Origin of the sequence: Nocardia sp. NPDC059240, from assembly GCF_042753865.1 — a bacterium.
Classification (GTDB): Bacteria; Actinomycetota; Actinomycetes; order Mycobacteriales; family Mycobacteriaceae; genus Nocardia.
In genome coordinates this window covers 1-23,327 of sequence record NZ_JBHZAC010000003.1, presented here as the reverse complement: position 1 = coordinate 23,327, position 23,327 = coordinate 1, and the positions used below count along the sequence as shown (strand labels likewise).

General features: G+C 69.7%; 20 protein-coding genes. 11 read left to right on the top strand and 9 right to left on the bottom strand.

The genetic code is table 11. From position 1 onward, the window contains the following. Positions 1-79: 79 nt before the first annotated feature. Positions 80-2,737: a helix-turn-helix transcriptional regulator gene (locus ACFXHA_RS10345; RefSeq protein ID WP_379355120.1), complete on the bottom strand. Its 2,658-nt coding sequence runs from the start codon at positions 2,735-2,737 to the stop codon at positions 80-82. A gap of 234 nt (positions 2,738-2,971) precedes the next feature. Between ACFXHA_RS10345 and ACFXHA_RS10340 the strand changes: the two genes are divergently transcribed. From ACFXHA_RS10340 to ACFXHA_RS10325, 4 genes are all read left to right on the top strand, one after another. Next, positions 2,972-3,979 carry a zinc-binding dehydrogenase gene (locus tag ACFXHA_RS10340; protein WP_379355118.1) on the top strand — a complete coding sequence of 336 codons (1,008 nt, stop codon included), beginning with the start codon at positions 2,972-2,974 and terminating at the stop codon, positions 3,977-3,979. A gap of 32 nt (positions 3,980-4,011) precedes the next feature. Next, the gene (locus tag ACFXHA_RS10335; RefSeq protein WP_379355116.1) at positions 4,012-5,343 is read left to right on the top strand and encodes a hypothetical protein; all 1,332 of its coding nucleotides are present in this window, start codon (positions 4,012-4,014) and stop codon (positions 5,341-5,343) included. 176 nt (positions 5,344-5,519) lie between these two features. Continuing rightward, complete coding sequence (locus ACFXHA_RS10330; RefSeq protein ID WP_379355114.1) at positions 5,520-8,168, top strand: AAA family ATPase; 2,649 nt, start codon at positions 5,520-5,522, stop codon at positions 8,166-8,168. Between the two features lie 96 nt (positions 8,169-8,264). After that, a complete protein-coding gene (locus ACFXHA_RS10325) occupies positions 8,265-8,954 on the top strand; it encodes an alpha/beta hydrolase (protein WP_379355112.1) in 690 nt (229 codons plus the stop codon). 144 nt (positions 8,955-9,098) lie between these two features. Here the strand turns inward: ACFXHA_RS10325 and ACFXHA_RS10320 are convergent, their stop codons facing one another. Further along, the gene (locus tag ACFXHA_RS10320; RefSeq protein WP_379355110.1) at positions 9,099-9,764 is read right to left on the bottom strand and encodes an MspA family porin; all 666 of its coding nucleotides are present in this window, start codon (positions 9,762-9,764) and stop codon (positions 9,099-9,101) included. Positions 9,765-9,808: 44 nt separating this feature from the next. Further along, a complete protein-coding gene (locus ACFXHA_RS10315) occupies positions 9,809-10,435 on the bottom strand; it encodes an MspA family porin (RefSeq protein ID WP_379355108.1) in 627 nt (208 codons plus the stop codon). A gap of 331 nt (positions 10,436-10,766) precedes the next feature. On the opposite strand from ACFXHA_RS10315, the gene ACFXHA_RS10310 reads away from it, so the two are divergent. From ACFXHA_RS10310 to ACFXHA_RS10300, 3 genes are all read left to right on the top strand, one after another. Next, positions 10,767-11,600 carry a response regulator transcription factor gene (locus ACFXHA_RS10310; RefSeq protein WP_379355106.1) on the top strand — a complete coding sequence of 278 codons (834 nt, stop codon included), beginning with the start codon at positions 10,767-10,769 and terminating at the stop codon, positions 11,598-11,600. Positions 11,601-11,649: 49 nt separating this feature from the next. Then, entirely contained in the window at positions 11,650-12,006 is a 357-nt protein-coding gene (locus ACFXHA_RS10305) for a hypothetical protein (RefSeq protein WP_379355104.1), read from the top strand. A 108-nt stretch (positions 12,007-12,114) separates the two neighbouring features. Continuing rightward, positions 12,115-12,309 (top strand): hypothetical protein, encoded by a 195-nt coding sequence (locus tag ACFXHA_RS10300; RefSeq protein WP_379355102.1) that lies wholly within the window; start codon positions 12,115-12,117, stop codon positions 12,307-12,309. Between the two features lie 30 nt (positions 12,310-12,339). On the opposite strand, the gene ACFXHA_RS10295 is transcribed toward ACFXHA_RS10300, so the two are convergent. Then, on the bottom strand, positions 12,340-12,747 hold the full coding sequence (locus tag ACFXHA_RS10295) for a hypothetical protein (protein ID WP_379355100.1): 408 nt from the start codon (positions 12,745-12,747) through the stop codon (positions 12,340-12,342). A 221-nt stretch (positions 12,748-12,968) separates the two neighbouring features. Here ACFXHA_RS10295 and ACFXHA_RS10290 point away from each other — a divergent pair, with 221 nt between their 5' ends. Together ACFXHA_RS10290 and ACFXHA_RS10285 are read left to right on the top strand one after the other, a co-directional pair. Then, positions 12,969-13,361 carry a hypothetical protein gene (locus ACFXHA_RS10290; protein ID WP_379355098.1) on the top strand — a complete coding sequence of 131 codons (393 nt, stop codon included), beginning with the start codon at positions 12,969-12,971 and terminating at the stop codon, positions 13,359-13,361. Next, positions 13,361-14,059: a hypothetical protein gene (locus tag ACFXHA_RS10285; RefSeq protein WP_379355096.1), complete on the top strand. Its 699-nt coding sequence runs from the start codon at positions 13,361-13,363 to the stop codon at positions 14,057-14,059. The genes ACFXHA_RS10290 and ACFXHA_RS10285 overlap by 1 nt, the downstream gene beginning before the upstream one ends. Before the next feature lie 12 nt (positions 14,060-14,071). Here the strand turns inward: ACFXHA_RS10285 and ACFXHA_RS10280 are convergent, their stop codons facing one another. Both ACFXHA_RS10280 and ACFXHA_RS10275 read right to left on the bottom strand, forming a co-directional pair. Next, positions 14,072-14,887: a hypothetical protein gene (locus tag ACFXHA_RS10280; protein ID WP_379355094.1), complete on the bottom strand. Its 816-nt coding sequence runs from the start codon at positions 14,885-14,887 to the stop codon at positions 14,072-14,074. A gap of 14 nt (positions 14,888-14,901) precedes the next feature. Next, positions 14,902-16,011 (bottom strand): hypothetical protein, encoded by a 1,110-nt coding sequence (locus ACFXHA_RS10275; RefSeq protein WP_379355092.1) that lies wholly within the window; start codon positions 16,009-16,011, stop codon positions 14,902-14,904. Between the two features lie 295 nt (positions 16,012-16,306). Here ACFXHA_RS10275 and ACFXHA_RS10270 point away from each other — a divergent pair, with 295 nt between their 5' ends. Both ACFXHA_RS10270 and ACFXHA_RS10265 read left to right on the top strand, forming a co-directional pair. After that, positions 16,307-17,695 carry an FAD-dependent oxidoreductase gene (locus tag ACFXHA_RS10270; protein ID WP_379355090.1) on the top strand — a complete coding sequence of 463 codons (1,389 nt, stop codon included), beginning with the start codon at positions 16,307-16,309 and terminating at the stop codon, positions 17,693-17,695. 109 nt (positions 17,696-17,804) lie between these two features. Further along, on the top strand, positions 17,805-19,172 hold the full coding sequence (locus ACFXHA_RS10265; protein WP_379355088.1) for a cutinase family protein: 1,368 nt from the start codon (positions 17,805-17,807) through the stop codon (positions 19,170-19,172). Positions 19,173-19,175: 3 nt separating this feature from the next. Here the strand turns inward: ACFXHA_RS10265 and ACFXHA_RS10260 are convergent, their stop codons facing one another. The 3 genes from ACFXHA_RS10260 to ACFXHA_RS10250 form a co-directional block, all read right to left on the bottom strand. After that, on the bottom strand, positions 19,176-20,393 hold the full coding sequence (locus tag ACFXHA_RS10260) for a VWA-like domain-containing protein (RefSeq protein ID WP_379355086.1): 1,218 nt from the start codon (positions 20,391-20,393) through the stop codon (positions 19,176-19,178). After that, positions 20,390-21,661 (bottom strand): AAA family ATPase, encoded by a 1,272-nt coding sequence (locus tag ACFXHA_RS10255; RefSeq protein WP_379355084.1) that lies wholly within the window; start codon positions 21,659-21,661, stop codon positions 20,390-20,392. The genes ACFXHA_RS10260 and ACFXHA_RS10255 overlap by 4 nt, the downstream gene beginning before the upstream one ends. A gap of 72 nt (positions 21,662-21,733) precedes the next feature. Then, on the bottom strand, positions 21,734-23,146 hold the full coding sequence (locus ACFXHA_RS10250; protein ID WP_379355082.1) for a hypothetical protein: 1,413 nt from the start codon (positions 23,144-23,146) through the stop codon (positions 21,734-21,736). Positions 23,147-23,327 lie beyond the last annotated feature (181 nt).

Here is a 23,327-nt window from a genome sequence, read left to right as displayed (position 1 = left end):
CCGTCCCGCCGCATACCTGAATGACGACGTGCATAGATCTCGCTGGGCGCGTGCAGCTTTCGTCCCGATACCGAGGTGGTCACTGCGGCGCGCCCAGGCCCTGTTCGAGGTCCAGGGCCGCCAGCTCGTCGCGGCTGGAAATGCCCAGCTTTGGAAAGACATGGGAAAGATGGTGTCCCACTGTGCGCGGGCTGATGAACAGTTGGGCGGCGATATCGCGGTTGGTGAGGCCCTTGGCGGCCAGGCGGGTGACGCGCAGTTCCTGCGGGGTCAGCAGCGAGTGCGCGGATCCCGTCGAGATGTTCGTCGCCGGCTCACCGGCCAGCGCCGATTCCTGACGGGCTCGCGCGGCCCAGGGCGCGGCGCGCAGCTGCTCGAAAACCCGGAGCGCGGAACCCAATTGGGCGCGGGCGTCGGTGCGGCGGCGGTTGCGTCGCAGCCATTCACCGTAGAGCAGCTGGGTGCGTGCCTGCTGGAACGGACGCGTGGCGGCTTCCGGCACCGCGAGCGCATCGCGGAACAGGAGTTCGGCGCGCTCGCCGTCGGTGGCCAGCGCCTCGGCCAGCGTCGTCGCCGCGACCGCCCAGGTCGCGCCGGTGCGGTCGGCCCAGGCGGCGAGCACCGTGGTCGCGGCCGCCGCCTCCTCGACCTTGCCCAGTCGCACCGCGGCCTCGATGGCGTCGGGCGCGGCCAACGCGGCCAAGGTCGGGTGATGGGCCTCGTGACCGGGCTCCAGGATAGGGGCGAGAAAACCCCACGCCGACTCCGCGTTTCCGGCCCCGAGCGCGTCCAGGCCCAGATTCCAGTACCCGGCCGCGGTGGTGGACACCATCCGGCGCGGCCGGCTCGAGGCCAGCGCGCGCTCGGAGGCCTCGACCGCGTCGGCGTGTTCACCGCGCGCCGCCGCGAGCCAGCCGACCGTGGTCAGCGCCCGCGCGAGCGGATTCGGATGGCCCTGCTGCTCGGCCAGATAGAGGGCGTCCGCGGCGTTCTCGACGGCGTCGTCCCAGTGACCCAGCGCCAGCTCCAGCATTGCCAGCGAGTTGTGCGTCACCACCATTCCGGTCGTGCTTCCGGTAATGCGCACATCCTGGGCGACGAGCCGGAACAGCTCCCACGCCTGTTGGGCCCGGCCGATCGCCGCCGCGTGAATCGCCGGCGGCAGCCGCCACAATCCGGCCAGATGCTCGCCCGCGCTCAAGGCCTCGAACACCTCGGCGTCCTGATCGGCGCCCGGATCCTCCAGTCCCGCCGACCAGGCGGCCCGACGGGCCAGGTGGCGCAGTTCCGGCTCCAGATACGGTCCCGCGACGGGCGCGTCGCGTTCGATCAGTTCCAGTGCGCGGTTCGGGTCGCCGTAGACCAGCTCGATCATGCCCTCCAGGCCGCCGCTGAATCGCACGGCCGTCTCGTGCCCGGCATCCGCCTCCGCCCGGCGCAGCAGCGCGAGCGCCGAATCCGCGTCGCCGCCCTCCCATTCGTTGCGTGCCGCGAGCGCGAGCCGCTCGCCCGCCGCGACCGGCTCGGGGGAGAGCTCGGCGGCGCGCAGCAGCGCGCGCACCGCGGACTGGCGGGCCCCGCGGATCCAGGCGCGCAATGCGGTGGCCTGTAATTCGGCGGCGACCTGTTCGTCGGGGGTGTCGGTGGCGAAGGCGGCGTGCCAGGCCCGCCGATCGGGGTCCAGGCTGGCGGCCGGCGAGGCCAGCGCGCGGTGCACGGCGCGCCGCTCGGCGGCACCCGCACGGTCGTACACCACCGCGCGAATCAGTGGGTGCCGCAGCAGGATTCGGCCGTCGGTATATTGCAGCAGCCCGGTCAGCCGGGCCTGCTGCCAGGCATCGTCGTCGAGTCCCAGCTCCAGCCCGGCGGCCTGCACGGAGCCGATCTCGGCGCCGTCGCCCGCGGCCACCACCAGCAGCGCCGTGCGCACCGGCGCGGGCAGCGCCGCGACCCGGGCCTCGAACGCCCGCCGCAGCCGCGGACCCACCGCCACCGGCTCGCTCGGATCCTCCTCGCTCACCATATGATTCGCGGTCGTCGGCTGCGCACCCATCGACTCCGGCAGCTCGCGCAGCGCGAGCGGATTGCCGTCGGCGACCGAGAGCACCCGATCCACCTGTGCCGCAGGCATTCCCGGATTCCGCTCGGTGATGAGGCGGCGCGCGTCCCGCGGTCCGAGGCCCCGCACATCCAGCACCGGCAGCCCGTCGCAGCTGGTGCCCACGGGCTGCTCGTGCGCGGTGAACAACACCAGGATGGATTCCCCCTCCACCCGCCGGGTGACGAACGACAGACAGCTCACCGAGGCCGCGTCCAGCCACTGGGTGTCATCGACGATCACCAGCACCGGACGCTCCTCGGCCACCTCCGACAGCAGCGTCAGCACCGCGACGCCGACCAGGAAGGGGTCGTTGCCGCGGTCGGACAGCCCCAGCGCGCCGCGCAGCGCGTCGGCCTGCGCCGCGGGCAGCAGATCGAGACGATCGACGAGCGGCCAGAGCAATTCGTGCAGCGCCGCGAACGCGAGGATCGATTCGGCCCGGGTGCCGCGGCAGCGCAGCACCTGGAACCCGGAGGCCTGGTCGGCGGCGTAGCCGAGCAGCGCGGTCTTGCCGATTCCCGGATCACCCCACAGCACCAGCGACGAGCCGTGGCCCGCGCGCGCCGCCGCCAGCGCCCGGTCCAGCACGGCGGTCTCGGCCGCGCGCCCGAGGAGCATGTCGTCGGTGCCGGGCAAAGGTGGGCTCCCGTCGTCGCCGCGTTCTCCCGAACGAGTGTCGAGGGGATCGCGCCTGGTCAGTGGGGTGATACGTGACCCAGGATAACCGGATTGCGAATATTTGCCCGTCGCTAGCGGAAAACCTTCGACCTATCCGATGACCGATGTCGTATCCGAGGGTCCTGCCTAACTTCGGAGTTGACCGAGCCGTCGCCGCAGATGGTGGCGATGCACCCGAGGAAAGGTGTTCGAGTGACGGATCTCAGCCTGCTGACCCAGCCGGTCGCCCGGCAGTTGCCCGTAACCATGCGGGCGGCGCTGTCCGGCCCGGCCGCCGATCGGCGGCCCCGGGTCGGCGAACTGCCAGTTCCCGCACCCGTATCCGGGCAGGTGCTGATCCGGGTGCGGGCCGTCGGGCTCGAACGCGCCGATCTGAACGGTGACCGCCGCCGCGCCACCACCGCCGGGCCGCGGGTCCCAGGTGTCGAAGCGGTCGGTGTGGTGGTCGCCTGCCCCGGGCGGGAGCTGCGAGTCGGCGCGCAGGTGGCCGCTCTCCTGGATGACGCCCAGGGCGGTGGCTGCGCCGAATATCTGTGTGTGCCGGTGACACAGGCGATTTCGTTCTTCAGTGAGTTGCCGTGGGCGGTACTGGGGTCGATTCCCCGGGTGGTGCGGACCGCCTACGGATCGCTGGCATTCGGCCTGGACGCGCGGGCCGGGCAGTCGGTGCTCATCCGGGGTGGTTCGGGCGCGGTCGGCCTGGCGGCGGTGGCGCTGGCCCGCCGTCAGGGCCTGACCGTGCTGGCCACCACGCGCACACCCGGCGACACCCTCGCGCTACGCCGGGCGGGAGCGCATCACGTCCTCCTCGACGGCGGCGCGGTGGCCGATACCGTGCGGGAGTTGATCCCCGGTGGCGTGCATTCGGCGCTGCTGCTCAACGGCACCGGCACCCTGCGGGATACCCTGTGCGCCACCCGAATCCACGGCGTCGTCTGCTGCGTCGGCGGGCTGTCGGAGCCGGCCCGGGTGCCCGGCTTCGACCCCGCCGACTTCCTGCCGCCCGGAGTGCGCCTCACCGGTTATCGGGGCCGATCCAGCGATCTGCCGCCGATCGTGCTGCAGGAATTCCTCGACGCCGTGGCGGCGGGCGACCTCGCCGTCCCCGCCGAGCGGGTGTTCCGTCTCGACGAGATCGGCGCGGCACACCGATATCTGGAATCCGGCCGCATCACCGACCGGACGGTCGTGCTCAGTTGAGCCCGGCCGCGACCACACAGGAAGGAATTGCCATGCCGCAGGACTGTACTGCCGTCGACTCGGTCGCCGGCCTGACCCGGGCTCTCGACGGGGGAGTGCGATCCATCCGTATCGTGGGCACGCTGCGCGGGCTCACCGGTCTGACCTTGCCATCCGGGGTGATACTCACCGGTGGCGTACTCGAATTCGATTCCGGCGGAGTCATTCTCACTCGCGACAATGAACTGCGCGACGTCACCGTGCACACCGCCGTCACCGAGATCGCGATCGGCAACGACCGCACCGTCGGCGACTTCGGGGTGCTGGCACTGCACGGGGTGAGCACCCGGGGCCAGGTGCTGCTGGAGGCCAGGGGCGCGGTCCGGGGCGGGCACATCGAGATCGACGGTCTCACCGTCGCCGCCGCCGACACCCGGAAGCGGACGACCATGTCCAGCGGATACGGGGTACGGGCCAAGCAGGGCGCGGTGACCATCTGGAACCGTCAGGAAGACCCCTCGGCGGTACTCACCGCCCGGCTGCGTGGACTGGCGGTCGGCACCGCGGACGAACCGGTGCGCGGCAGCGGTGTCATGGTCGGCGCGCTGCGCAGCGACGGGCAGGGCGGGCGGATGCTGGTGTCGGCACTGTCCACCGGGGATATCTACACCGACGGCGGAATCGCTTCCGGCACCGCCGATCTGATCAGCGGCGGGGTCTTCGTGCTCGGCGGCGCGCAAGTGGGGACGGTGGTCAACGAGGGCTCGGTCACCACCTACGGGCCCAACGACATGGTGCTCGACAACTGGGGTTCGGTGCTGCGCTGGATCGTGCAGGCCCCGGTGACCTCGTTCGGGCCCAGCGGGATCGGCTTCGTCAACTTCGGGGATATCGACGATCTCCAGATGCGGGCTCCGATCGTCACCCACGGCACCGGGGCGCGCGGCTTCAACCTCTACGAGGGCACCATCGGCCGGGCCTGTTTCGAGGCCATCACCACTCATGGTGACGGTGCTGTCGGCTTCGAGGTGACCAAGAAGATGGGCCGACTGTCGATCATCGGCGACCTGCACACCCATGGCGGCCGGGCGCTGAGCCTGGTGCGGGGTGTGCAGACCGAGCTGGAGGCGGTGGCGTTGAGTATCAAACCGGGCGGCGGCATCGACACCGTCGACATCGGCGGGCAACTGATCAGTGAGGGCCGAGGGGTCGCCGCCGTCGAAATCGGCGGCACGCTCGGCAGATTGGACGTGGCCGGCGGTATCAGCGCGCTCGGCGACGGCGCGGACGCCGTCCACGTCCTGTTCGGTGAGCGATTCGACCTGGCCGACACAGAGATCCACGCCCGGCACGGCAAGCCGCTGTCGTACGCCGCGACCGGCTGACCGACCACACACGTGCCGTCCCCGACACGCGCGGGCTCGCCCCGGCCGGTAGGGTGCCGCGCGCTCGGGAACGGCGCGCCCGTCGGCGTCCGCCGCCCTGCCGAAGTTCCGTGGTCGGCATTGGGGTCGGTGCGGCGGACGCCGCGGTGCACTCCGGAAATGCGAGGATGAGCGATATGGCTGCTGCTCCGGTCGTCACCACGCCGGAACCCGCGAACCCCGACGCGCCGCTCTACGGCCGGGAATCGGATCTGGCCGAGCTCGACCGGCTGCGCCAGGCCGCCCGCGACGGTGTCGGATCGGCGCTGGTGCTCTTCGGTGATGCCGGTATCGGCAAGTCCGCGCTGCTGGAACAGACGCGGGTGCGGGCCGCCGGGTTCCGGGTGCTCACCTGTCGCGGCACCCCGGGCGAAGCGGTGCTCGCCTTCGCCGGTCTGCGCGAACTGCTGGACCCGGTCGTCGACCGCATCGGCGCGCTGCCCCCGCCGCAGGCTCGGGCGCTGCGCGGCGCGCTCGGGCTGGACTCGCCATCGGTGGCCGACCGCTTCCTCGTCGGAGTCGCCCTGCTGACGCTGTTCTCGGACCTCGCCGTCGAAGCGCCGGTGCTGGTGATCGCCGACGACACCCAATGGCTGGATTCGACGTCGGCGCAATGCCTGTACTTCGTGGCGCGGCGCTGCGCCGACGAACCGCTGCTGATGCTGTTCACCGCGCACACCGACCCTGCGGGCGGTCCCGCCGACGGCTTGCCCGCCCGGCACGTGCACGGTCTGGACGACGCCAGCGCGGATGAGTTTCTGCGCCATGTCAATCCGGGAATCACCGCGGACCGGGTGGCCGCGGTGCTGCGGCTGACGCTCGGAAATCCGCTGGCCCTGCGGGAATTGGCGGCCGCCGACGACGCCGAGCTGGGGCCGGTTGGTCCCGGCCTGATCCAGGTCGGTCCGCGGCTGCACCGGGCCATCGGCGCGCGCGTCGCCGCCCTGGCCCCGCCCGCACGCCTGCTGCTGCTGACCGTGGCGGCCGAGGAAAGCGGTGAGGCACAGGTCATCCGGCGCGCGGCCGCCGATCTCGCACTGCCGGACGCCGCCTGGGACGAGGTGCTCGACGCCGAGCTGATCGACGCCACTCCGGGCCGGATCACCATGCGGCATCCCCTGATTCGCGCCGTCACCTATGAGCAGGCGGCGGAGTCGGACCGCGTCGCCGTGCACCGGGCGCTGGCCGACGTGCTCCGCGGCGCCGACGCCGACCGCTGGGCGTGGCATGTCGCCCGAGCCACCACGGGACCGAGCGAGACGGTCGCGGCGTTGCTCGAGGAACGCGCCGTGCAGGCCTGGGATCGCGGTGCCCCGCTGCCAGCCGCCCGCACGCTGTGGCAGGCGGCGGGTCTGTCGCCCGACGACGAGGCGGCCGGTCGCCGGCTGGCCCTGGCCGCCCGGGCCGGTTGGGAGGGCGGTGACGTGGCCATCACCCGCGAGTACCTGGCCGAGGCGTCGGCTCGCACCGGCAGTGCCGTGGTGGTACGGGCCAGCGGCGGCCTGGCCGCGCGCATGGACTTCGTCTTCGGTGACGCCGAGCACGCCCGCCCCGCGCTACTGCGGGCCGCCGAGCTGACCGATCCGGCCACCAGCGCCGAATTGCTTTATATCGCAACACGAGCGGCGTGGGAGAGTGGTGCGCCGGGGCTCGACTCCGAGCTGCTCGAGTTTCCGGCCGAGGCCGCACCGTGGCGGATGCCGTCGGCGAACATCGCGGTGGCGATGGGCCGGATCACGCCGGTCGCGGCGGAATACCGGCGCGCGGTCACGGCTTTGCGCGCCCGCGGTGACGCGGGCTGGCTCTCGTCGATGCTGGCGCACTCGGCGATTCTCGCGCTGGCACTGGGCCGTTGGGACGACGCGACCGCCGACGCCACCGAGGCGCTGCGAATGTCGGAGGACCTGGGCGGGATACCGGCGTCCTCGGGGCTGAGCCTCAACTCCCTGGCCTGGCTGGCCGCGGTGCGCGGTGACGAGGAGACTTCCGCGGCGCTGACCGAACGGGCCCTCGAGATCGGGGCCGCGCGCAATTCGCGACTCCAATTCGGTTACGCGCATTGGCATCTCGGCTTCAATGCGCTCAGCGCCGGGAAACCCGATGTGGCCCTGGGCTTTCTGGCGGAAACCCGTGACCCGGAGCGGCGGGCGTACCACCCCACCACGGCGGCGCTGGCAGCACCCGACGCCGTGGAGTCGGCAGTGCGTACGGGCCGATTCGACGATGCCCGTGCGCATTTGGACATGCTGGCAGGGTGGGCCGCCGAGACCGGCGCGGCCTGGGCGGTCGCCGCCACGGCCGTATCGCGGGCCCTGCTGACCGAGGGGAACGCGGCCGAGGCCCTGTTCCAAGAGGCTCTGGCCGTGCCCGAGTCCGCCGACCGGCCCTTCCCCCATGCCCGGGTGCAACTGCTGTACGGGGAATGGCTGCGCCGGGCCCGCCGCCGCGCCGATTCCCGCGTGCAGCTGTCGGCGGCCCACCAGACCTTCCAGCGGCTCGGTGCCACGCCCTGGGCGCGGCGGGCCGACGATGAACTCGCGCTGACCGGTGATCGCCGCCGGGAGCCGGTCGGGCCCTCGGGCGACGACCTGCTGACCCCGCAGGAACTGCGCATCGCCCGACTGGCCGCCGACGGCCTGACCAATCGTGAGATCGGGGCCCAGCTGTTCATCAGTCCCCGCACCGTCGGCCACCACCTGTCGCAGGTCTTCCCGAAGCTCGGGCTGGGCTCGCGAGAGGATCTCGCCGCCATCGACTTCGAGCACGGTATGCGGCTGACCCGATGACCCATCCGGTGACCTATATCGATCTCGCCGCCCGCTTCTAGCGTTCGTAGTCGGAGGCCGGTCACCCGACCGGCTCGGACGGCGAGGAGGACCGACGTGACCGAAAAACCCGCCATTGTCCTGGTACACGGCTTCTGGGGCGGTGCGGCCCACTGGGCGAAGGTGATCGGGGAACTCGACAAGCGCGGCTACGACGCGCTGTACGCGGTCGACAATCCGCTCACCTCCCTGGGCGCCGACGCCGAACGCACGAGTCAGCTGGTGCGGCTGCTCGATCGGCCCGTGCTGTTGGTCGGGCACTCCTACGGCGGCGCGGTGATCACCGAGATGGGGACGCTGCCCAATGTGGTCGGCCTGGTCTATATCGCCGCGTTCGCCCCGGACGCGGGGGAGAGCCCCGGCGGCCTGAGTCAGCAGCGGCCACCGCAGGCGATCGCCGACCTGACCACCGATCAATTCGGCTACCTGTGGATTCCGCAGGACCGCTACCACCACGACTTCTGCCAGGACCTGCCCGCCGACGAGGCCCGCGTGCTCGCCGTCACCCAGAAGCCGCCGCTGGCAACGACTTTCGGCGATGCGATCAGCGACCCGGCCTGGCGCGCCAAGCCCACCTGGTATCAGGTGTCGACGCTGGACCGCATGATCGACCCGGACAACGAGCGCATGATGGCCGCGCGGATGAACCCGCGTAAGACGATCGAACTCGACGCGGGCCACGCCTCACTGGCGTCGCGCCCGGTCCCGGTGGCCGACCTCATCGACGAGGCGGCCGCGTCACTGTGATTGTCCCGCAACGTAAATCGAGGAGAAGACCATGATTCCGCTGATCAATCTGGGCTCAGCCGCCGTCAATCTCGCGGACGTCGTCTCCGGTGTTGCCGCGAACGTCACCTACCTGCTACAAGCCTGGGGCCTGATGCCATGAGCTCAGCCCAGGCTGAAGGGCTTGCCCCACAGCGTGGTCCAGCTGATGACGTGGTCGGTCTCGACTTCCACGCTGACGAAGGCGCGCGCGGTGGCCGCGCCGGCGCAGCCGTTGAGGGCGATGGTCTCGTCGCTCCAGGCCACCGAACCGCTGTTGCCGCTGAATTTATTGCGGGTGTAGTGGATTTCGTTGCCGAAGTCGTCGGGCTGCTCGATGTCGAGGAGATAGAACGACTGGGCCTGGCCGGGGCCGAGGGTGAGGTTGCCGCCACCGGTGCCGGATACGGCGGGCTTGCCGGTGGCGTCGAGGGAGCCGTTCTGGCTGCCGTCGACACCGCCGCCGGAGATGTCGACCTGGCAGCCGACGGTGTAGCCGGGGTAGATCTTGCCGCCGGTGGCGGTGCTGTCGGCCGAGATGTCCAGGTGCGCGGTGCCCGATACCCAGGCGTTGCGGTGCAGCGGTGTCGCGCCGAGTGAGGGGTTGATGTCGGCGGACTCACCGTCGAGCCGGACCTGGACGACGGTGCCGTCCGACAGGGTCTGGGTGAGGTCGCCGCCGGGCAGCGGGACGACGGTGTCGGCGGTCGCCTGTGCCGCGTGGTCCAGGGCCAGTAGCGCGACGGCCAGGCCCACGCCCACCACGCGGGTCGCGAGGTCGAGTCTGCTCATGGTGTTCTCCCGATGAAATCGATGGTGCGGTAGGTGTTCTCGGCTCAGCCGAGGGCGAACGGCTGCCCGTAGAGGGCGGTCTTGGAGTAGTGGGCGCCGACGACCTCGACCATGGTGTAGGCGCGGGCCTGCGCGAATCCGGCGCAGCCCTCGACATGGATCTCGGCATCGCGGTACTCCACGGCCCAGGTGCCGGGCTCGGTGATGTCCTTGGAGTCGATCTGTACGAACTTCACCTGTCCCGGACCGAGATTCACGCCCACCGACCCGCCCGCGCTGGGGCCCGAGAGGCTCACGCCGCCCGAAACCCCCGCCGAGATAGCGTCTTTGGCGATATCGACCTGGCAGCCGACCAGGTAGCCGGTATTGATCTGCGACGCCCCGTGTGTGGAGGAGTCGTTGGAGCCCGGCATGTTCAACGGCCCGTTGTTCGGGCCCGGCTGCGCCACCGGCGCGTTCGGCACATCCGCACTCGCGCGCCCGGAGACCCAGACCACCCGGCCGGTGCCGTTGGCGGCCAGCGACGACGAGACCACCGCATGTTCGCCGTCGCGGGTGATCACCACGCCGTCCGCTCCGGCCTTGGTGCCGTCCGGCAACGGCACGAAGGTGTCCGCGTCGGCCGCGCCGCAGGCCAGCGCGCCGACCCCGACGATCACCGCGGCGCCCACGCCCGCGCACCGGGCGACCTGTCGCCGACCCGCTCGAATACAGTCCACAGCAATCCTCTTTCCTGGCCGATCCCAACTATTTCGGTGGCTGGACGCGAATTATTCGCAGCGCCGCAAGATAATTGACTCGAGGCGCTGCGGCAGTCAATCGAGAATGGTGCCGAGTGGTGATGGTCACGTCGGTGACATTGTGAGTCTCTGAAAAGGCAAGACAGTGTTGCGATTTCAATGGAGATATCCGATCGGGTGACCGATGTGGTGACCGATATCGCATGAACTACTTACTTCTCGACCGATGCGGCAGTCGAAAGGGATTCATAGCGTCGTCTTCATGAAACCTTTCGACAGCGATGTCATGCGGTCGCCCGTGCTCTCGCGGCCGCCGATGCCCGGTGCCCTGCGCACCGCGGCGCGCCCGATCCCGACACGCGGCACCCACCCCCACCCGTTGCCGCCCAACCGGCCGGTCGCCACCGCCCCCGGACGGCAGCGGGTACTGCTGGCCGATGCCGAGCCGACGCGCCGGGAATCGATGGCGCGCAGCCTGCGCGCGGCCGGGTTCGTGGTGCATACCGCCGCCGACGGCGCCGAGGCGCTGCGCGCGGTCACCGCCTACCACCCCACTGCCGCCGTGCTCGACCTGGATCTGCCGGTGCTCGACGGCGAATCGGTGGTGATCGCCTTGCGTCAGACCGGGAATCGGGTGCCGATCTGCACGGTCGGGCCCGCGGAGTCCGCCGAGCGCGCGGTCGTGATGCTCGAGGCCGGTGCCGACGATCACGTGCTGCGCCCGGTGACCATGCCGGAGCTGGCGGCCCGGGTGAAGGCGCTGGTGCGGCGCGTCGAGAACGGTGCGCGGCTGAGCAGCACGCTGCACGTCGGGGACCTGGAGATCAATGTGCCCGGCCGCCGGGTCTGCTGCGCCGGTGTGGAGATCCCGCTCACCCGAACCGAATTCGACTTGCTCGCCTTACTGGCCCGTGCCGCCGGTGTGGTGGTGACCCGCGAACGACTGCTCGAACAGGTGTGGGGCTACGACCCGAAAAGCGGTTCGAGCGTGCTCGACGTTTTCATCTGCTATCTGCGGCGCAAACTCGAGGCGAGTGGCAGCCCGCGGATTCTGCACACCGTGCGCGGCGTCGGATACGTCCTGCGTCCCCAGTGAAATCGGTCTTCCGATATCACCCGAACAATTCAGGGAGGAGTAAACGGCCTTGTCCGTCAAATCGATCCGCTCACTGTCGATATTTGTGCCGTCCGTCGTGGGGCTCGCGCTGTACGGCGCGACCGGGACCGCCGCCGCCCAGCCGATCATCGACACCGGACCCGGTGGCGAGGTCACGGTGTCGGCTCCGCCCGGGCAGTGGTGGAAATGCGCGCTCTACGACGGTCTCCCGCCGCGGGTGTCGGGGCTGCCGCCGGTGGCCGACCGCCCCGCCGGCGGCCGCTCGGACCAACCCTTCGTCACACCCGATGCCATCGCCCGATTCCCTTCGGGCACGGTCGTTCTCGCCGACTGTGCAAGTCCCGACGCGCCGATCATCTGGCTCCAGTTGCTGCGTACCGAATGAACGGAGAACCCTCGTGTTGATGTTGCTCGCGGCCGTCACCGCACCGCTGTGGATACCCGTGGCCCTGATCGTGGCCCCCATCGTCGCCGTGCTGGGAGCGCTGCCCCAATGATGTCCACGGATTATCGAATTCGCCTGATCTTCAAGCGATCCGGCGCCTACCGCGACTATCGCTGCACCCGCGCCGACGCGGAGCGCTTCGCCGCCCGCTTCGGCGGAGCCGCAGACCCCGACGTGATCATCACCCCCGGCTGCGCACCCCACCTGCCGCCGCTCCCGCGTGAGCCGCTCTGGGCATCCTGACCGGACCCGAATGCGATTCGACGCCGAGGATCAAGCGGCGGTACCGCGCCAGGTGCAGACGGCCCAGACGGCGGCGACGTCGAGCGCGATGATGAGGATCGACCAGGTCGGCGCGTAGGGCACCGACAGGAAGTTCGCGACGATCGACAGCGCCGCAATACTCATGGCAGCGCCACGGCCCCACCGGGTTTCGGCGGCCAACCCCACGGCGGTGACGATCAGGGCCGCACCGATGCCGATGTGGATCCAGCCCCACGCGGTGGTGGTGAGTTCGTAGATGTAGTCGACGCCGACGATGAAAAGGGCATCATCGGCCACTGCGGAGATGCCCATCAGGATCGACAGGGCGCCGGTGATGAGCAGCAGTACCGCAGCGCCGATGGATACGCCATGGGCAATTCCACGGCGAACCGTGCGTTCGCTGGTTGGACAGGTCATGGCCGGCCTTTCTCGGTCTGTAACGTCGACGACCCAGGTTGCATCGAAGATGTTCGGGAATGGGATGAATTGTCTATTCGATCCGCTGTTCAGCGGCCTTCTTCGGCCAGCTGGTGATTGCGGTCATGCATGACGGTATCGGTTCAATGGTGGATGGATACGGTAATGTTCGATGCCGTCCGAACGGACACGACCCATCGGCTTGCGAGGAAGATGCGACCATGACGCAATCGTTCGATGCGTGGAAGCGTGCGGTGACCCGGGGGGACAGCACCCGGGCAATCGCCGAGCGACTGAATTCGAACGGGCCCCGCATCAAACGACACCTCGAGGAGTCGGACCCGCCGGTGGCCGAGACCGTGATCGAACTGGCCCGCGCCTACGGCGTCAACCCGGTCGAGGGGCTGCTCGCGGCCGGACTCATCGACAAGAACGAGGTCAATCAGGCCGCCGCCAAGGATGCGGTCGCCGCGATTCCCATGCTGCAACTGCTGGAGGAGGCGGTGGCGCGCGAACGGGCGGCGATCGCGCGCCGCGAGGCCCGGGACGCGCGGCATGCGGAAAGCGAACAACGCCGGAGCAAGCGGCGCGAAATCGGCGAGAGGCTGCTGTGATGACGACGGCACTGCTCATCGCGGCGCTGGTCGTCGCCGCCACCGCGGTCGGGTTGCGGCTGAGCCTGTGGCGCAGCCATCCGGCCTCGCGCGCCATGACGATCACGCTGGCACTGCTCATGCTGGGCGCGCTGCTCACCCACCCGACGATCATCGCCAGCGAATGGCTCGACCACGCCACGCCCGACGAGATCCACCTGGCCAATTTCAGCAATCTGATCGGGGATCTCGTCGAGGTGGCGGCTGCGGGCATGCTGCTGATCACGGTCGGACGGGCTTGGGGGCGTGTGCGTTTCGTCCGCCGCATGGTCGGGGTCTTCGCCGTCATCGCGGTGGCGATGATCGTGCTCTACGCGTACTCGGACGCGCCCTTCGAACCGACCCGGTACCTCGGTGAACTGGATGGTCCGGCGCGGGTCTTCGTCTGGGTGAGCGCCGGCACCGTGCTGGTCGCCAACGCGGCGGTGCTCGCCTCGCTGGCCTATTCGCTGCCGGTCTCGGATCGATCGACCCGGATCGCGTTGCTGCCCATGATGATCGGCGCGGCTATCGGCGCGGCGCTGATGCTGGTGCAGATCGTCGGTCTGTTCCATTCCGATCCCTACAATTCCTGGGCTTGGCCGCTGGCGGTCGCCATGGTCTTCGCCTACGCCCTGTCCGGTGTCCTCGGCTACTTTCAGTTGCGCCGCCTACCGTGAATGTCGCTGTGCTCAGCGGGAACTACCGCTCGACGACCCGGACGCGGACCCCGAGGACGGCCCCGGCCGGAAGGACCAGCTGTCGCATCCGAAGGTGACTGCGTCGACGTAGGACAGCTCCGATGTGGTTGCCGTGCCGAGGTTTACGCCGTAGGCGGTAATGGTCGCGCGGGGATTGGCCGCGACGATCGCGGCGAGTGGGACGGGCTGACCCTGTCCACCCGGTGCGCCCGCGATCGACTTCGTGCTCCACCACATGCCGTGCTCGAGATTCGTGGCGGGCGTCCAGCGATTCGTGCCCGCGTCGAGGCCGTTGCGATGGGGCTGCCAGACGAGCGTGGTGAAACCCGATGCCGCGCCGTCTGTTCGATCGGCGCCATTGATTCGGAGCTGGAACGACGGTTCGAGCCCGTGATCGACATACATGGTGTAGCCGAGGTTCGCGGCCTGCCCCAATGTCGTGCGGGTGGGCTGGAAGTACGTCACCTTGCCCGGTGTGTCGGTGATCGCGAAGCGCAGCGCTCCCGACCCGGTAGCGCCGGTCGACTGCGGACCCGAAACGAATTGCGGCCCGGCGGTTTCGATGGGCGTCCAGCCCTTGGTGGACAGTGGTCCGACCACCTGGTGCCCGCAGGACGCACTCCCCGACGAACTGCCCGAGCCCGCACTGCCGGAGGAGCTGCCCGCACTCCCGCTCGACGAGCCGCTGCTGCCACTGCCGCTACCCGTCCCGGCCGCCGCCAACCCGGCCTCGGCGGTGAGCACGACGGCGAACATCGGTGCGGCACACAGGGTCGCGGCTCCGAGACGAATTGCTCGAGTATTCATATGGTCCTCCTGGGTCACAGCGAGTAGCGGAAGATTGCGGCGGCCGGTGCCGCGTCGGGCAGGTCGTCGGCGCGCACCGCGAGCACCGTGCCACCCGTGCTCAGCACGCGGCGCGCGATCTCGTCGACCACACCGGGTGCGGTGATATCGGAATCGGTGGCGAAGGTGATCGATCCGTCGTCGGGGTCGAGGGTGCCGTGGATGGTGGTGTCGATATCCACCAGCAGGGTGTCGACGGTCCCGAAGGTGGCGGCGCGAGCGATCTCGGCGAGGTCGGTACCGGCCCGGCCCTCCTCGCGGCGTTTGTCGAAAAGTGTTCTCAGGTCGGTCAGTTCGGCGGCGTAGTGCCGGTCGAGGACCTGGCGGGCCCGGTCGGCGAGGTCGGCGACGGTGAGGTGTTCGGGGTTGCCGGGAATCGTCTCGGGCAGCAGTACATGGTGGCTGTTGACCGAGCGGAACAGGGTGGCGACGGGTTCGGCGGCGGCCAGGATCAGCGGCACGTCGCGACTGGAAAGCGGCTCGCGCAGTTGCTGATCGATGGCGCGCGCATACTGGCGCACCCGCAGCTTGCGACCCTCGGTGCCCTGGATTCGGCGCTTGGGCGCGCGGCCGCTCAGCGACGCCTTCCTGACGTAATCGGCTGCGCTGGTCGGCATTCCGGGAACCCACACCTGTGTCGCGGGCCGGTCGGCGGAGACCTCGATCAGCCGCACCGACCCCTCGGCGAGCGCCAGCACGAAGGCGGCCTGCGGAAAGGTGACCGCGCGCAGCAGCGGCTTCAGAAAGAACCGGTCACCGACCGCGACATCTGCGCCCAGCCGATTCGGAATGCGGTAGGTCCGCACCCGGTCGGGCGTCGCGTGCACCACCAGCGTCCGGGATTGGAAGCGCCAGAAGTCCTCGTCGTCGATGAGATCGTCCAACTCCTGTGCCAGCGCGTCGCGTGCGTGCCGGTCATCGACGTGATCGAGCGCCTCGCGCACCTGATTCGAGAAGGCGATTCGATGCTGTTCCGGTGTGGGCGTGCCGATTTCGGTCGGTGTGTAGATCGATACCGACCAGGGATCGCCGGCGGACGCCAGGTCCTCGATCTCACGGTGGGTGGGGATATCGGTATGGAGCATCTCAGTCCTTCGGATCATGTCGGCGGGTGAAATCCGCCTGGTCTGAAACGTATGGACCGAATATCACGAGAATGTATCGCTGTGCATCAAAAACGTTCTACAAGTTCGCCGGTGTCTTCTGAATCGCCGGTCAATTGCAGGAAATTGCACATCGTGTGATCGCTGGCACGTCGGTGCGGTGTGGTCTCGTCAGTCTGAAAACGATGCATCAAGAGCGGATTGTGTTCCGCCGACTGTCCGTCGCGTGGCGTGTTCTGTCCGCCCGATCGGAGTGCACGGCGACTACGGTGGGGATATGGGCGAACGTGTGGTGATCATCGGCGGGGATGCGACGGGGATGGCTGCGGCCTCTCAGGCGCGCAGGTTGCGGGGTGCGGCGGAGCTCGAGATCGTGGTGTTCGAGCGGGGGCATTTCACGTCGTATTCGGCGTGCGGGATTCCGTATTGGGTGGGCGGGGATGTCGGTGGCCGGGATGAGCTGATCGCGCGCACACCGGAGGAACATCGAGCGCGGGAGATCGATCTGCGCCTGCGGACCGAGGTGTTGGAGATCGATGTCGACGGTCGGCGGGTGCGCTGGCGTGAGCTCGACACCGGGCGTGAGGACTGGATCGGCTACGACAAGCTCGTGATCGCGACCGGGGCGACACCGATCCGCCCGGATCTGCCCGGCATCGACGCGCCCGGAGTGCACGGGGTGCAGACTCTCGACGACGGTCAAGCCCTGATCGCCGCCCTCGAATCGAACCCGGGCCGGCGCGCGGTAGTGGTGGGCGCGGGCTATATCGGCGTCGAGATGGCAGAAGCGTTGATCAACCGGGGATTTCAGGTCACCATGGTCAGCCGGGGCGGCGAGCCCATGGCCACCCTCGACCCGGATATGGGCGTGCTGATCCGCAAGGCCATGCAGGGCATGGGAATTCAGGTCGTCTGCGGGGTGGAACTGTCCGCCGTGCGCACCGACGAGCAGGGGCGGGTCACCGGCGTCGCCACCGCCGAGGCCGAATACCCCGCCGATGTGGTGGTGCTCGGCATCGGCGTACGCCCCACCACCGAGCTCGCCCGCGCGGCCGGCCTGCCGCTGGGGGAGTCCGGCGGTCTGCTCACCGATCTCGCCATGCGAGTGCGCGGCCACGAGAACATCTGGGCGGGCGGCGATTGCGTCGAGGTCCTCGACCTCGTCTCCGGCGAGCTGCGCCACATCCCGCTGGGCACCCACGCCAACAAGCACGGCCAGATCATCGGTTCCGGCGTCGGCGGCGACTACGCCACCTTCCCCGGCGTCGTCGGCACCGCCGTCAGCAAGGTCTGCGACCTGGAAGTCGCCCGCACCGGCCTGCGTGAACGCGACGCCCACGCCGCCGGCCTCCAATTCGTCACCGTCACCATCGAATCCACCAGCCGCTCCGGCTACTACCCCGGCGCCGCCGTCATGACGGTCAAGATGCTCGCCGAACGCCGCACCGGCCGCCTCCTCGGCGTCCAGATCGTCGGCCGCGAAGGCGCCGCCAAACGCATCGACACCGCCGCCGTAGCCCTCACCACCCGCCTCACCGTCGACCAGATAGTCGCCCTCGACCTCGGCTACGCCCCACCCTTCTCCCCGGTCTGGGACCCCATCCAGGTAGCCGCCCGCAAAGCCGTCACCGCAGTCCGCCGCGACGCCGGACCGGCGAAACCCTGACGATCCGAGAATCTGAAACGGATATGTCTCTGAAAAGCCTGCGGAGTTGGGCGTGAGTGGTCAGAATTGACCTTGTTCGAAACTCCGCCGGGAACAGAGGGATTGGACGATGAGCAGGCTGGCGTCTTCGTGCGCGTCGATCCTGGTTGCGGCTGCCGTGGCCGGGACCGCGGTGGCCGGTACCGCGCAGGCGGAGCCGCGGGGCGGGCAGTCGTGTACTCCGTATACCGCGATCATGGCGCCGGGGACGTGGGAGACGCGGTACGACGCGGATCCGACGGTGCCGGTGGGCATGCTGCGGCCGATCGGAGATGGGTTGCAGCAGCAGCTCGGTGGGGATATCACCGTGTTGTATGCGCCGTATGCGTCGAGCGCGTTCGATCAGGGGTTCAGTTATGCGCAGTCGCTGCGCACCCTCGAGGCGCAGCTGACCCGGATGGTGAGTGGGCTGTGCGCCTCGACGCGGGTGCTGCTGGCCGGATACAGCCAGGGCGCGGACGGCATCGGGGACTTCGCGACCGAGATCGGCAACGGCGAAGGCCCCATCGGCGCGGATCGGGTGGTCGGGGTCGGGCTGCTGGCCGATCCGCATCGCGACCCGAATACCACGCTCTCCCTGGGCAATCCGCAACCCGGGCACGGGATCGCGGGGACGCGCAGCCAGAATTTCGGGGCGCTGACCGACCGGGTGCGCACACTGTGCGTCGACGGAGACCTGTACTGCTCGCTCAATTCCTCCGCGTCGCCGTTCCTCGCGGCGCTCGGCAAGGTGCTCAGCGGTGACGATTCGCCGATCGCCTCGGTCATTCCCGTCACCACCGATTCCACCACCCTCATCGCGCAGGCGGTGAAGGTGGGCGCGGGCTGGACGGCGACCGCGGCCAAGCTGCCCGGCCTGCTCACCAGCCTCACCACCCTGCCCGATCTGATCGGATCCGGCGACTTCACCGCCGCGCACCAGATCGCGGCCGATCTCAATGCCGCGCTGGCCCCGACGGTGAAGGCCGCAGAGGGCGTCGACCTCCCGCTGATCGCCTCGGTCATCCGCGCGGCCGCCGCCGTGGACCCCTCCGGCTGGACCGCCGCCGAGAGCATGATCGCCGACCTGATGACCCGCATCGACCTCCCCCGCATCGCCGCCGACGCCGGGCAACTGGAGGACACCCTGTGGCGCACGGTCGAATCCATCACCGGTGAGGGCCCGCACGTCACCGGTCAGGCGGCGGCCCTCGCCCAGGCCGGTCTCGATCTGGCGGGCGCCCTCATCGGCCCCTTCACCTCCACCGTCCGCGCCAACCTGCACGCCGCGGTCCAGACCGTCCTCACCTTCACCTCCCCGGAGCGGCTCGACGAGCTCTCCCGCCTCACCACCCAGGGTTTCGCCCTCGCGAACTTCTACGCCTCCAACGCTCACGTCGACTACGGCGACGACGCTCAGATCCTGTTGAACTACCTGGGCGCGCAGGCGGGTTCGTAGCCGTCACCCGATGTGCACCACCCGGGCCCAGCTCGGGGGAGTGTCGGGGACATAGTCGGGATTGCCCTCGCTCCACCGGGATTCGCGGCGGAACAGGCCGATGATGGTGCGGCAGTACGGCTTGACGGCGGGCCAGGCGGTCTGGCCGTCGGTGAGAACGACGATCGCGTCCGGGCGGGTGCACAGGGCTTTGCGGAATCCGGTGCGCAGGTCGGTGCCGCCACCGCCGATGAGCGGGATGCCCTCGGCGCGGCACAGCGGATCGGCGACGCGGGCGGCGGTATCGCAGGACAGCACGGTGACCAGGTCGCGGCGGCCGCCCACGGTGCGGGTGACGGCCGCGGTTTCCAGTAGCGCACTACCCAATTCGGCGTCGCTGACCGAGGCGGAGGTGTCGATGACGATGCTCACCCGGGGCGGATTGCGGCGCAGGCTCGGCAGCACGATCCCCGGCAGCGCGGTCGAGCGTCGGGCCGGACGACCGTAGGAGTAGTCGTCGCCCGCGCCGCCCGCCGAGACCGCCGAGCGCAGTGCCGCGCCGAGCAGTTCCCGCCACGGTTGCGGCGGGTGCATGGCCTCCTCGGCCCAGCGCCGCCAGCCTCCGCGGCCGTTGCCGGGATTGCCGATGATGGCCTGCGCCACCCGGAATCGCACGCCGTCGCGTTCCTGCTCGGAGAGCCCGTCGGCGTCGTCGGGCCCGAGATCCCAGTCGCGGTCCAGGCCGTCCGCGCCGCTGCCGCAGTCGAGCCAGGCCAGGTCCTGGGTGCGGTAGCTCAGCCGGAACTGGAGCAGGTAGTCCTCCATCAGCTCACCGGCCCGCAACCCCAGCAGCGCGGGCGTGACCGCGCCCGCGGGTTCGACGAGTCCGTCGCCGAACGCGTCGTCGTTGATCTCGGCGTCCGCGGCGATGTTCATGCGCAGTCGTTCCGCCGCGCCGGTGAGGTTGTGGCACTTGGCGAATCGGTCACTGCGCCCGTGATGGTCGCGCAGCAGATGCGACACCTCGTGCACCAGCACCGAGGCCAGATCCTCGACCGGGGTCTGGTCGACGAACGCCGGGGACACGTAGCAGCGCCAATACCGGTCCACCGCCATGGTCGGGACCCGCGGCGACTCCACCAGGTGCAGCGCGAACAGTGCGGTGGCCAGGAACGGCCGGGCGCGCACGGCCAGCAGGCGGGCGGCATACAGCTTGTCGCGATCCAATCGCGCGGCACTCATACTCGTACAGCCTCGGCGGCGGCCCGAGCTTGCTGTTCCGCGATCCGGCTCGCGGCCCGATCCGCACCCCGTGACACCGACACCATGCCCGCCAGCTCTTCGATGGATTGCGGTATGTCCCAATCACTTCGGCGCAGGGTCGCGAGGGTGGTCGCGGGCACGACCACCAGGTCCGGCGCGCCGGTGTCGACGGCCTTCACCAGCAGTGCCCACGCCGCGTCCCAGCGGGTCTTGTCGAGCCGGTTGCGGACCGCGGCCACCACGCCGTCGAGCACCACCTGCCGCAGGTCACCGCGTTCGGGCAGCACGGCGGCCGCCGGATCGGCGAGCAGTGTTTCCGGATCGGGCAGATCCAAACGATCGATGCAGGTGAGCAATTCGAAGCCGGGACCGTCACCGACCGTGCCGCGCACCAGCTTCGAGAGCACATCCGCGCCCGAGCCGGCGGCGGTGGCGAAGGCGATCAACCGCAACGCCATCTCCCAGCTGCGCGGCGAAGCCCAGGCGCCACCGCGACGGGTCTCGCTCGTCGGCATCTGATGCACCAGCGCCGGGCGCGCGGCCAGCAGCGTGCACACCGCGCGTCGGGCGAAATCCACTGCCTCCGAGAGCTTCCCGGGATCGAGCGCGGGCAGTGTCGCGCGCGGCCAGGTGCCGCGCAGCCCGCGTACCACCACTTCATGATCGTGGGTCCACTGCAGGTGCACGAACCTGTTGGCGAGCGGCGGGCTCAACTCCCAGCCGTCGGCCGCCGAGGAGCGCGGGTTGGCGGCGGCCACGATGCGGACCCCGGCGGGCAGTTGCAGCGACCCGATCCGCCGTTCCAGCACCAGTCGCAGCAGGGCGGCCTGCACGGCGGGCGGCGCGGTGGAGAGTTCATCGAGGAACAGCAGCCCGCGCCCGGCCTGAACCAGGCGCACCGCCCAGTCCGGCGGGGCCATCGGGACGCCCTGCGACGCGGGGTCGTCGCCGATGATCGGCAGACCCGAAAAGTCCGATGGCTCATGGACACTCGCGATCACGGTGGTGAGCGGGAGATCCAGGGACTCGGCGAGCTGGGTCAGCGCGGCGGTCTTGCCGATGCCCGGCTCGCCCCACAGCAGCACCGGCAGATCGGCGGCCACGGCCAGGGTCAGGGCTTCGAGTTGGATGTCCGGGCGCGGTTCGGTGGTCGTTTCGCCCAGCAGGGACAGCAGTTGTCCGGCGACATCGAGTTGGGAGGGGTGCGCGGGGGCCGAATCGGCAGGGCACAGGGCAATAAGAGTCATGTGTGAATCACCTTGGGGTCGAAGAGAATCGAGTGGAAAGCGAAGCATCCGCGGGTGGCGGAGCGGCGGAAGTCAGTCGCGGGTGGCGTGCCGCGGATGCGTGCGGTGCGGCGGCCGGGGTGGCCGTGGAGCCCGTGGTTCGAATCCGGTCAGCCCGGCGCGGAACAGCCCGTAGGTGATCCGCCGCCGCGCCGCCGCCTCCAGCGCGTCACGCAACGCGCCCTCGCGCAGTGCCGCCCCCGGACCGAGCAACTCCTCGACGACGGCCAGCGCACCGCCGATATCACCGTGACTCAGCCGTTCCCGAACCCCGGCCAGACAATCCGGATGCCGGTGCGCCCGATCGATCGCCTGCAAACAGGGCAGTGGCGTCCCGCTCAACGCAACCAACAGCTCCTCCCGCCGGATCTCCTCGGGCGGATGGTCCAACGCGGTCAGCACCCCGCCCCGCAACCCGATCCGATGCCGCGCACCACGACACTCCACCACCCGCGGATCACTGGGCGGCGTTGTGGCGCAAGCGCTGTGGGCCGATGAAGAATCCACACTCGGCAGACTGGCTGCGCTCGGCGGTGGGTTTGGGGCGAGGGCTGCGGCCACCAGTGGATGCAGTCGGTCGGGGGTGATCGCATTCGCGCGGAGTAATTCCAGATCGGGTGGTGTCCAGGTCGCCGCGTGCGGAAGCATCGGCAATGCGGACTCCAGCCCGCGTGGATAGTCCGGCGTGATATCCAGTGCCGGAACATTATTCGAGTCTTGCCGCAGCTCGACGACGAAGTGGTGCCGTGACCCGAGTCGGATCAGTAGCGGGCCCGTCGAGTCGCCCGTGTCGTGCAACAGTTCCGCCGCTTCGGCTGCCCAGCGGCCGACGGCGCTGCCCGGCGGCGCGTCGGCCGCGAACTCAGGCACCGGCCCAGGATTAGCGTCGAATTGTGCTGCCCCGGAACGTATTCGCAGCTCATCGCTGCGTCGTGCATCCCACAGGTGTCGGTGCAGGTCGAGCCGGAAGCGCCGATCGGGCGTTGCGTGCGGATGCGGTCCGCCATCGGTGCCGGATTCATCCCACAGGCTGAGGCTTATCCGCTGACCGGCGTCCGCCCACGCCGGTGCGGTGCGGACGACGAGGTGCACGGGACCGGCACTGTCGCACCGGGTTTCATCGTCGCTGCGATATCGGGCGAGGGTCAGGGTGAGTCCCGGCCGCAGTAGTCCGTCGGGAGCGATCCTGGGCATATGCCAGCGCAGCAGATCCGGAGCCAGATATCGCAGATCGGACCGAACCCGCGTCGCGAGCGCACGGCCGTGCGTGCGAGCGAGTGCCCGCAGATGGATATCGACATCGAAACCCGCTGCGGCACAGGCTCCGCCCCAGTCGCCGACCAAACGCCGGGCGGTCGCGGTTTCGATCATGGAGGGCGGCACAGCGTATTCCCGCACGCGCAGCCAGAGGGAAATTCGGGAATCGTTCTCGTTCGCAGGGAGCATCAGCACTCACCTGTTGCGAACGAGACCCCCAATCCTGGTTCAGAATGAGTCGTCATCGCGCCGATAATACACAGTCCCGGGGGGGGGCGGCGCGGGCGCGACGGGGAGGGTGGGGGCGAAGTAATAAAAAAAACCGCACCCCAAAGAAATGGACACGAGCGGTTAGGGGTTGTGCTGGGAA

What these genes read in the sequence shown, in the direction of transcription:
- ACFXHA_RS10335 (WP_379355116.1), top strand. Translation starts at nt 4,012, where the DNA reads ATGCCGCAGGACTGTACTGCCGTCGACTCGGTCGCCGGCCTGACCCGG.
- ACFXHA_RS10330 (WP_379355114.1), top strand. Translation starts at nt 5,520, where the DNA reads ATGGCTGCTGCTCCGGTCGTCACCACGCCGGAACCCGCGAACCCCGAC.
- ACFXHA_RS10320 (WP_379355110.1), bottom strand. Translation starts at nt 9,764, where the DNA reads ATGAGCAGACTCGACCTCGCGACCCGCGTGGTGGGCGTGGGCCTGGCC.
- ACFXHA_RS10310 (WP_379355106.1), top strand. Translation starts at nt 10,767, where the DNA reads ATGAAACCTTTCGACAGCGATGTCATGCGGTCGCCCGTGCTCTCGCGG.
- ACFXHA_RS10300 (WP_379355102.1), top strand. Translation starts at nt 12,115, where the DNA reads ATGATGTCCACGGATTATCGAATTCGCCTGATCTTCAAGCGATCCGGC.
- ACFXHA_RS10295 (WP_379355100.1), bottom strand. Translation starts at nt 12,747, where the DNA reads ATGACCTGTCCAACCAGCGAACGCACGGTTCGCCGTGGAATTGCCCAT.
- ACFXHA_RS10290 (WP_379355098.1), top strand. Translation starts at nt 12,969, where the DNA reads ATGACGCAATCGTTCGATGCGTGGAAGCGTGCGGTGACCCGGGGGGAC.
- ACFXHA_RS10285 (WP_379355096.1), top strand. Translation starts at nt 13,361, where the DNA reads ATGACGACGGCACTGCTCATCGCGGCGCTGGTCGTCGCCGCCACCGCG.
- ACFXHA_RS10280 (WP_379355094.1), bottom strand. Translation starts at nt 14,887, where the DNA reads ATGAATACTCGAGCAATTCGTCTCGGAGCCGCGACCCTGTGTGCCGCA.
- ACFXHA_RS10275 (WP_379355092.1), bottom strand. Translation starts at nt 16,011, where the DNA reads ATGCTCCATACCGATATCCCCACCCACCGTGAGATCGAGGACCTGGCG.
- ACFXHA_RS10270 (WP_379355090.1), top strand. Translation starts at nt 16,307, where the DNA reads ATGGGCGAACGTGTGGTGATCATCGGCGGGGATGCGACGGGGATGGCT.
- ACFXHA_RS10265 (WP_379355088.1), top strand. Translation starts at nt 17,805, where the DNA reads ATGAGCAGGCTGGCGTCTTCGTGCGCGTCGATCCTGGTTGCGGCTGCC.
- ACFXHA_RS10260 (WP_379355086.1), bottom strand. Translation starts at nt 20,393, where the DNA reads ATGAGTGCCGCGCGATTGGATCGCGACAAGCTGTATGCCGCCCGCCTG.
- ACFXHA_RS10255 (WP_379355084.1), bottom strand. Translation starts at nt 21,661, where the DNA reads ATGACTCTTATTGCCCTGTGCCCTGCCGATTCGGCCCCCGCGCACCCC.
- ACFXHA_RS10250 (WP_379355082.1), bottom strand. Translation starts at nt 23,146, where the DNA reads ATGCTCCCTGCGAACGAGAACGATTCCCGAATTTCCCTCTGGCTGCGC.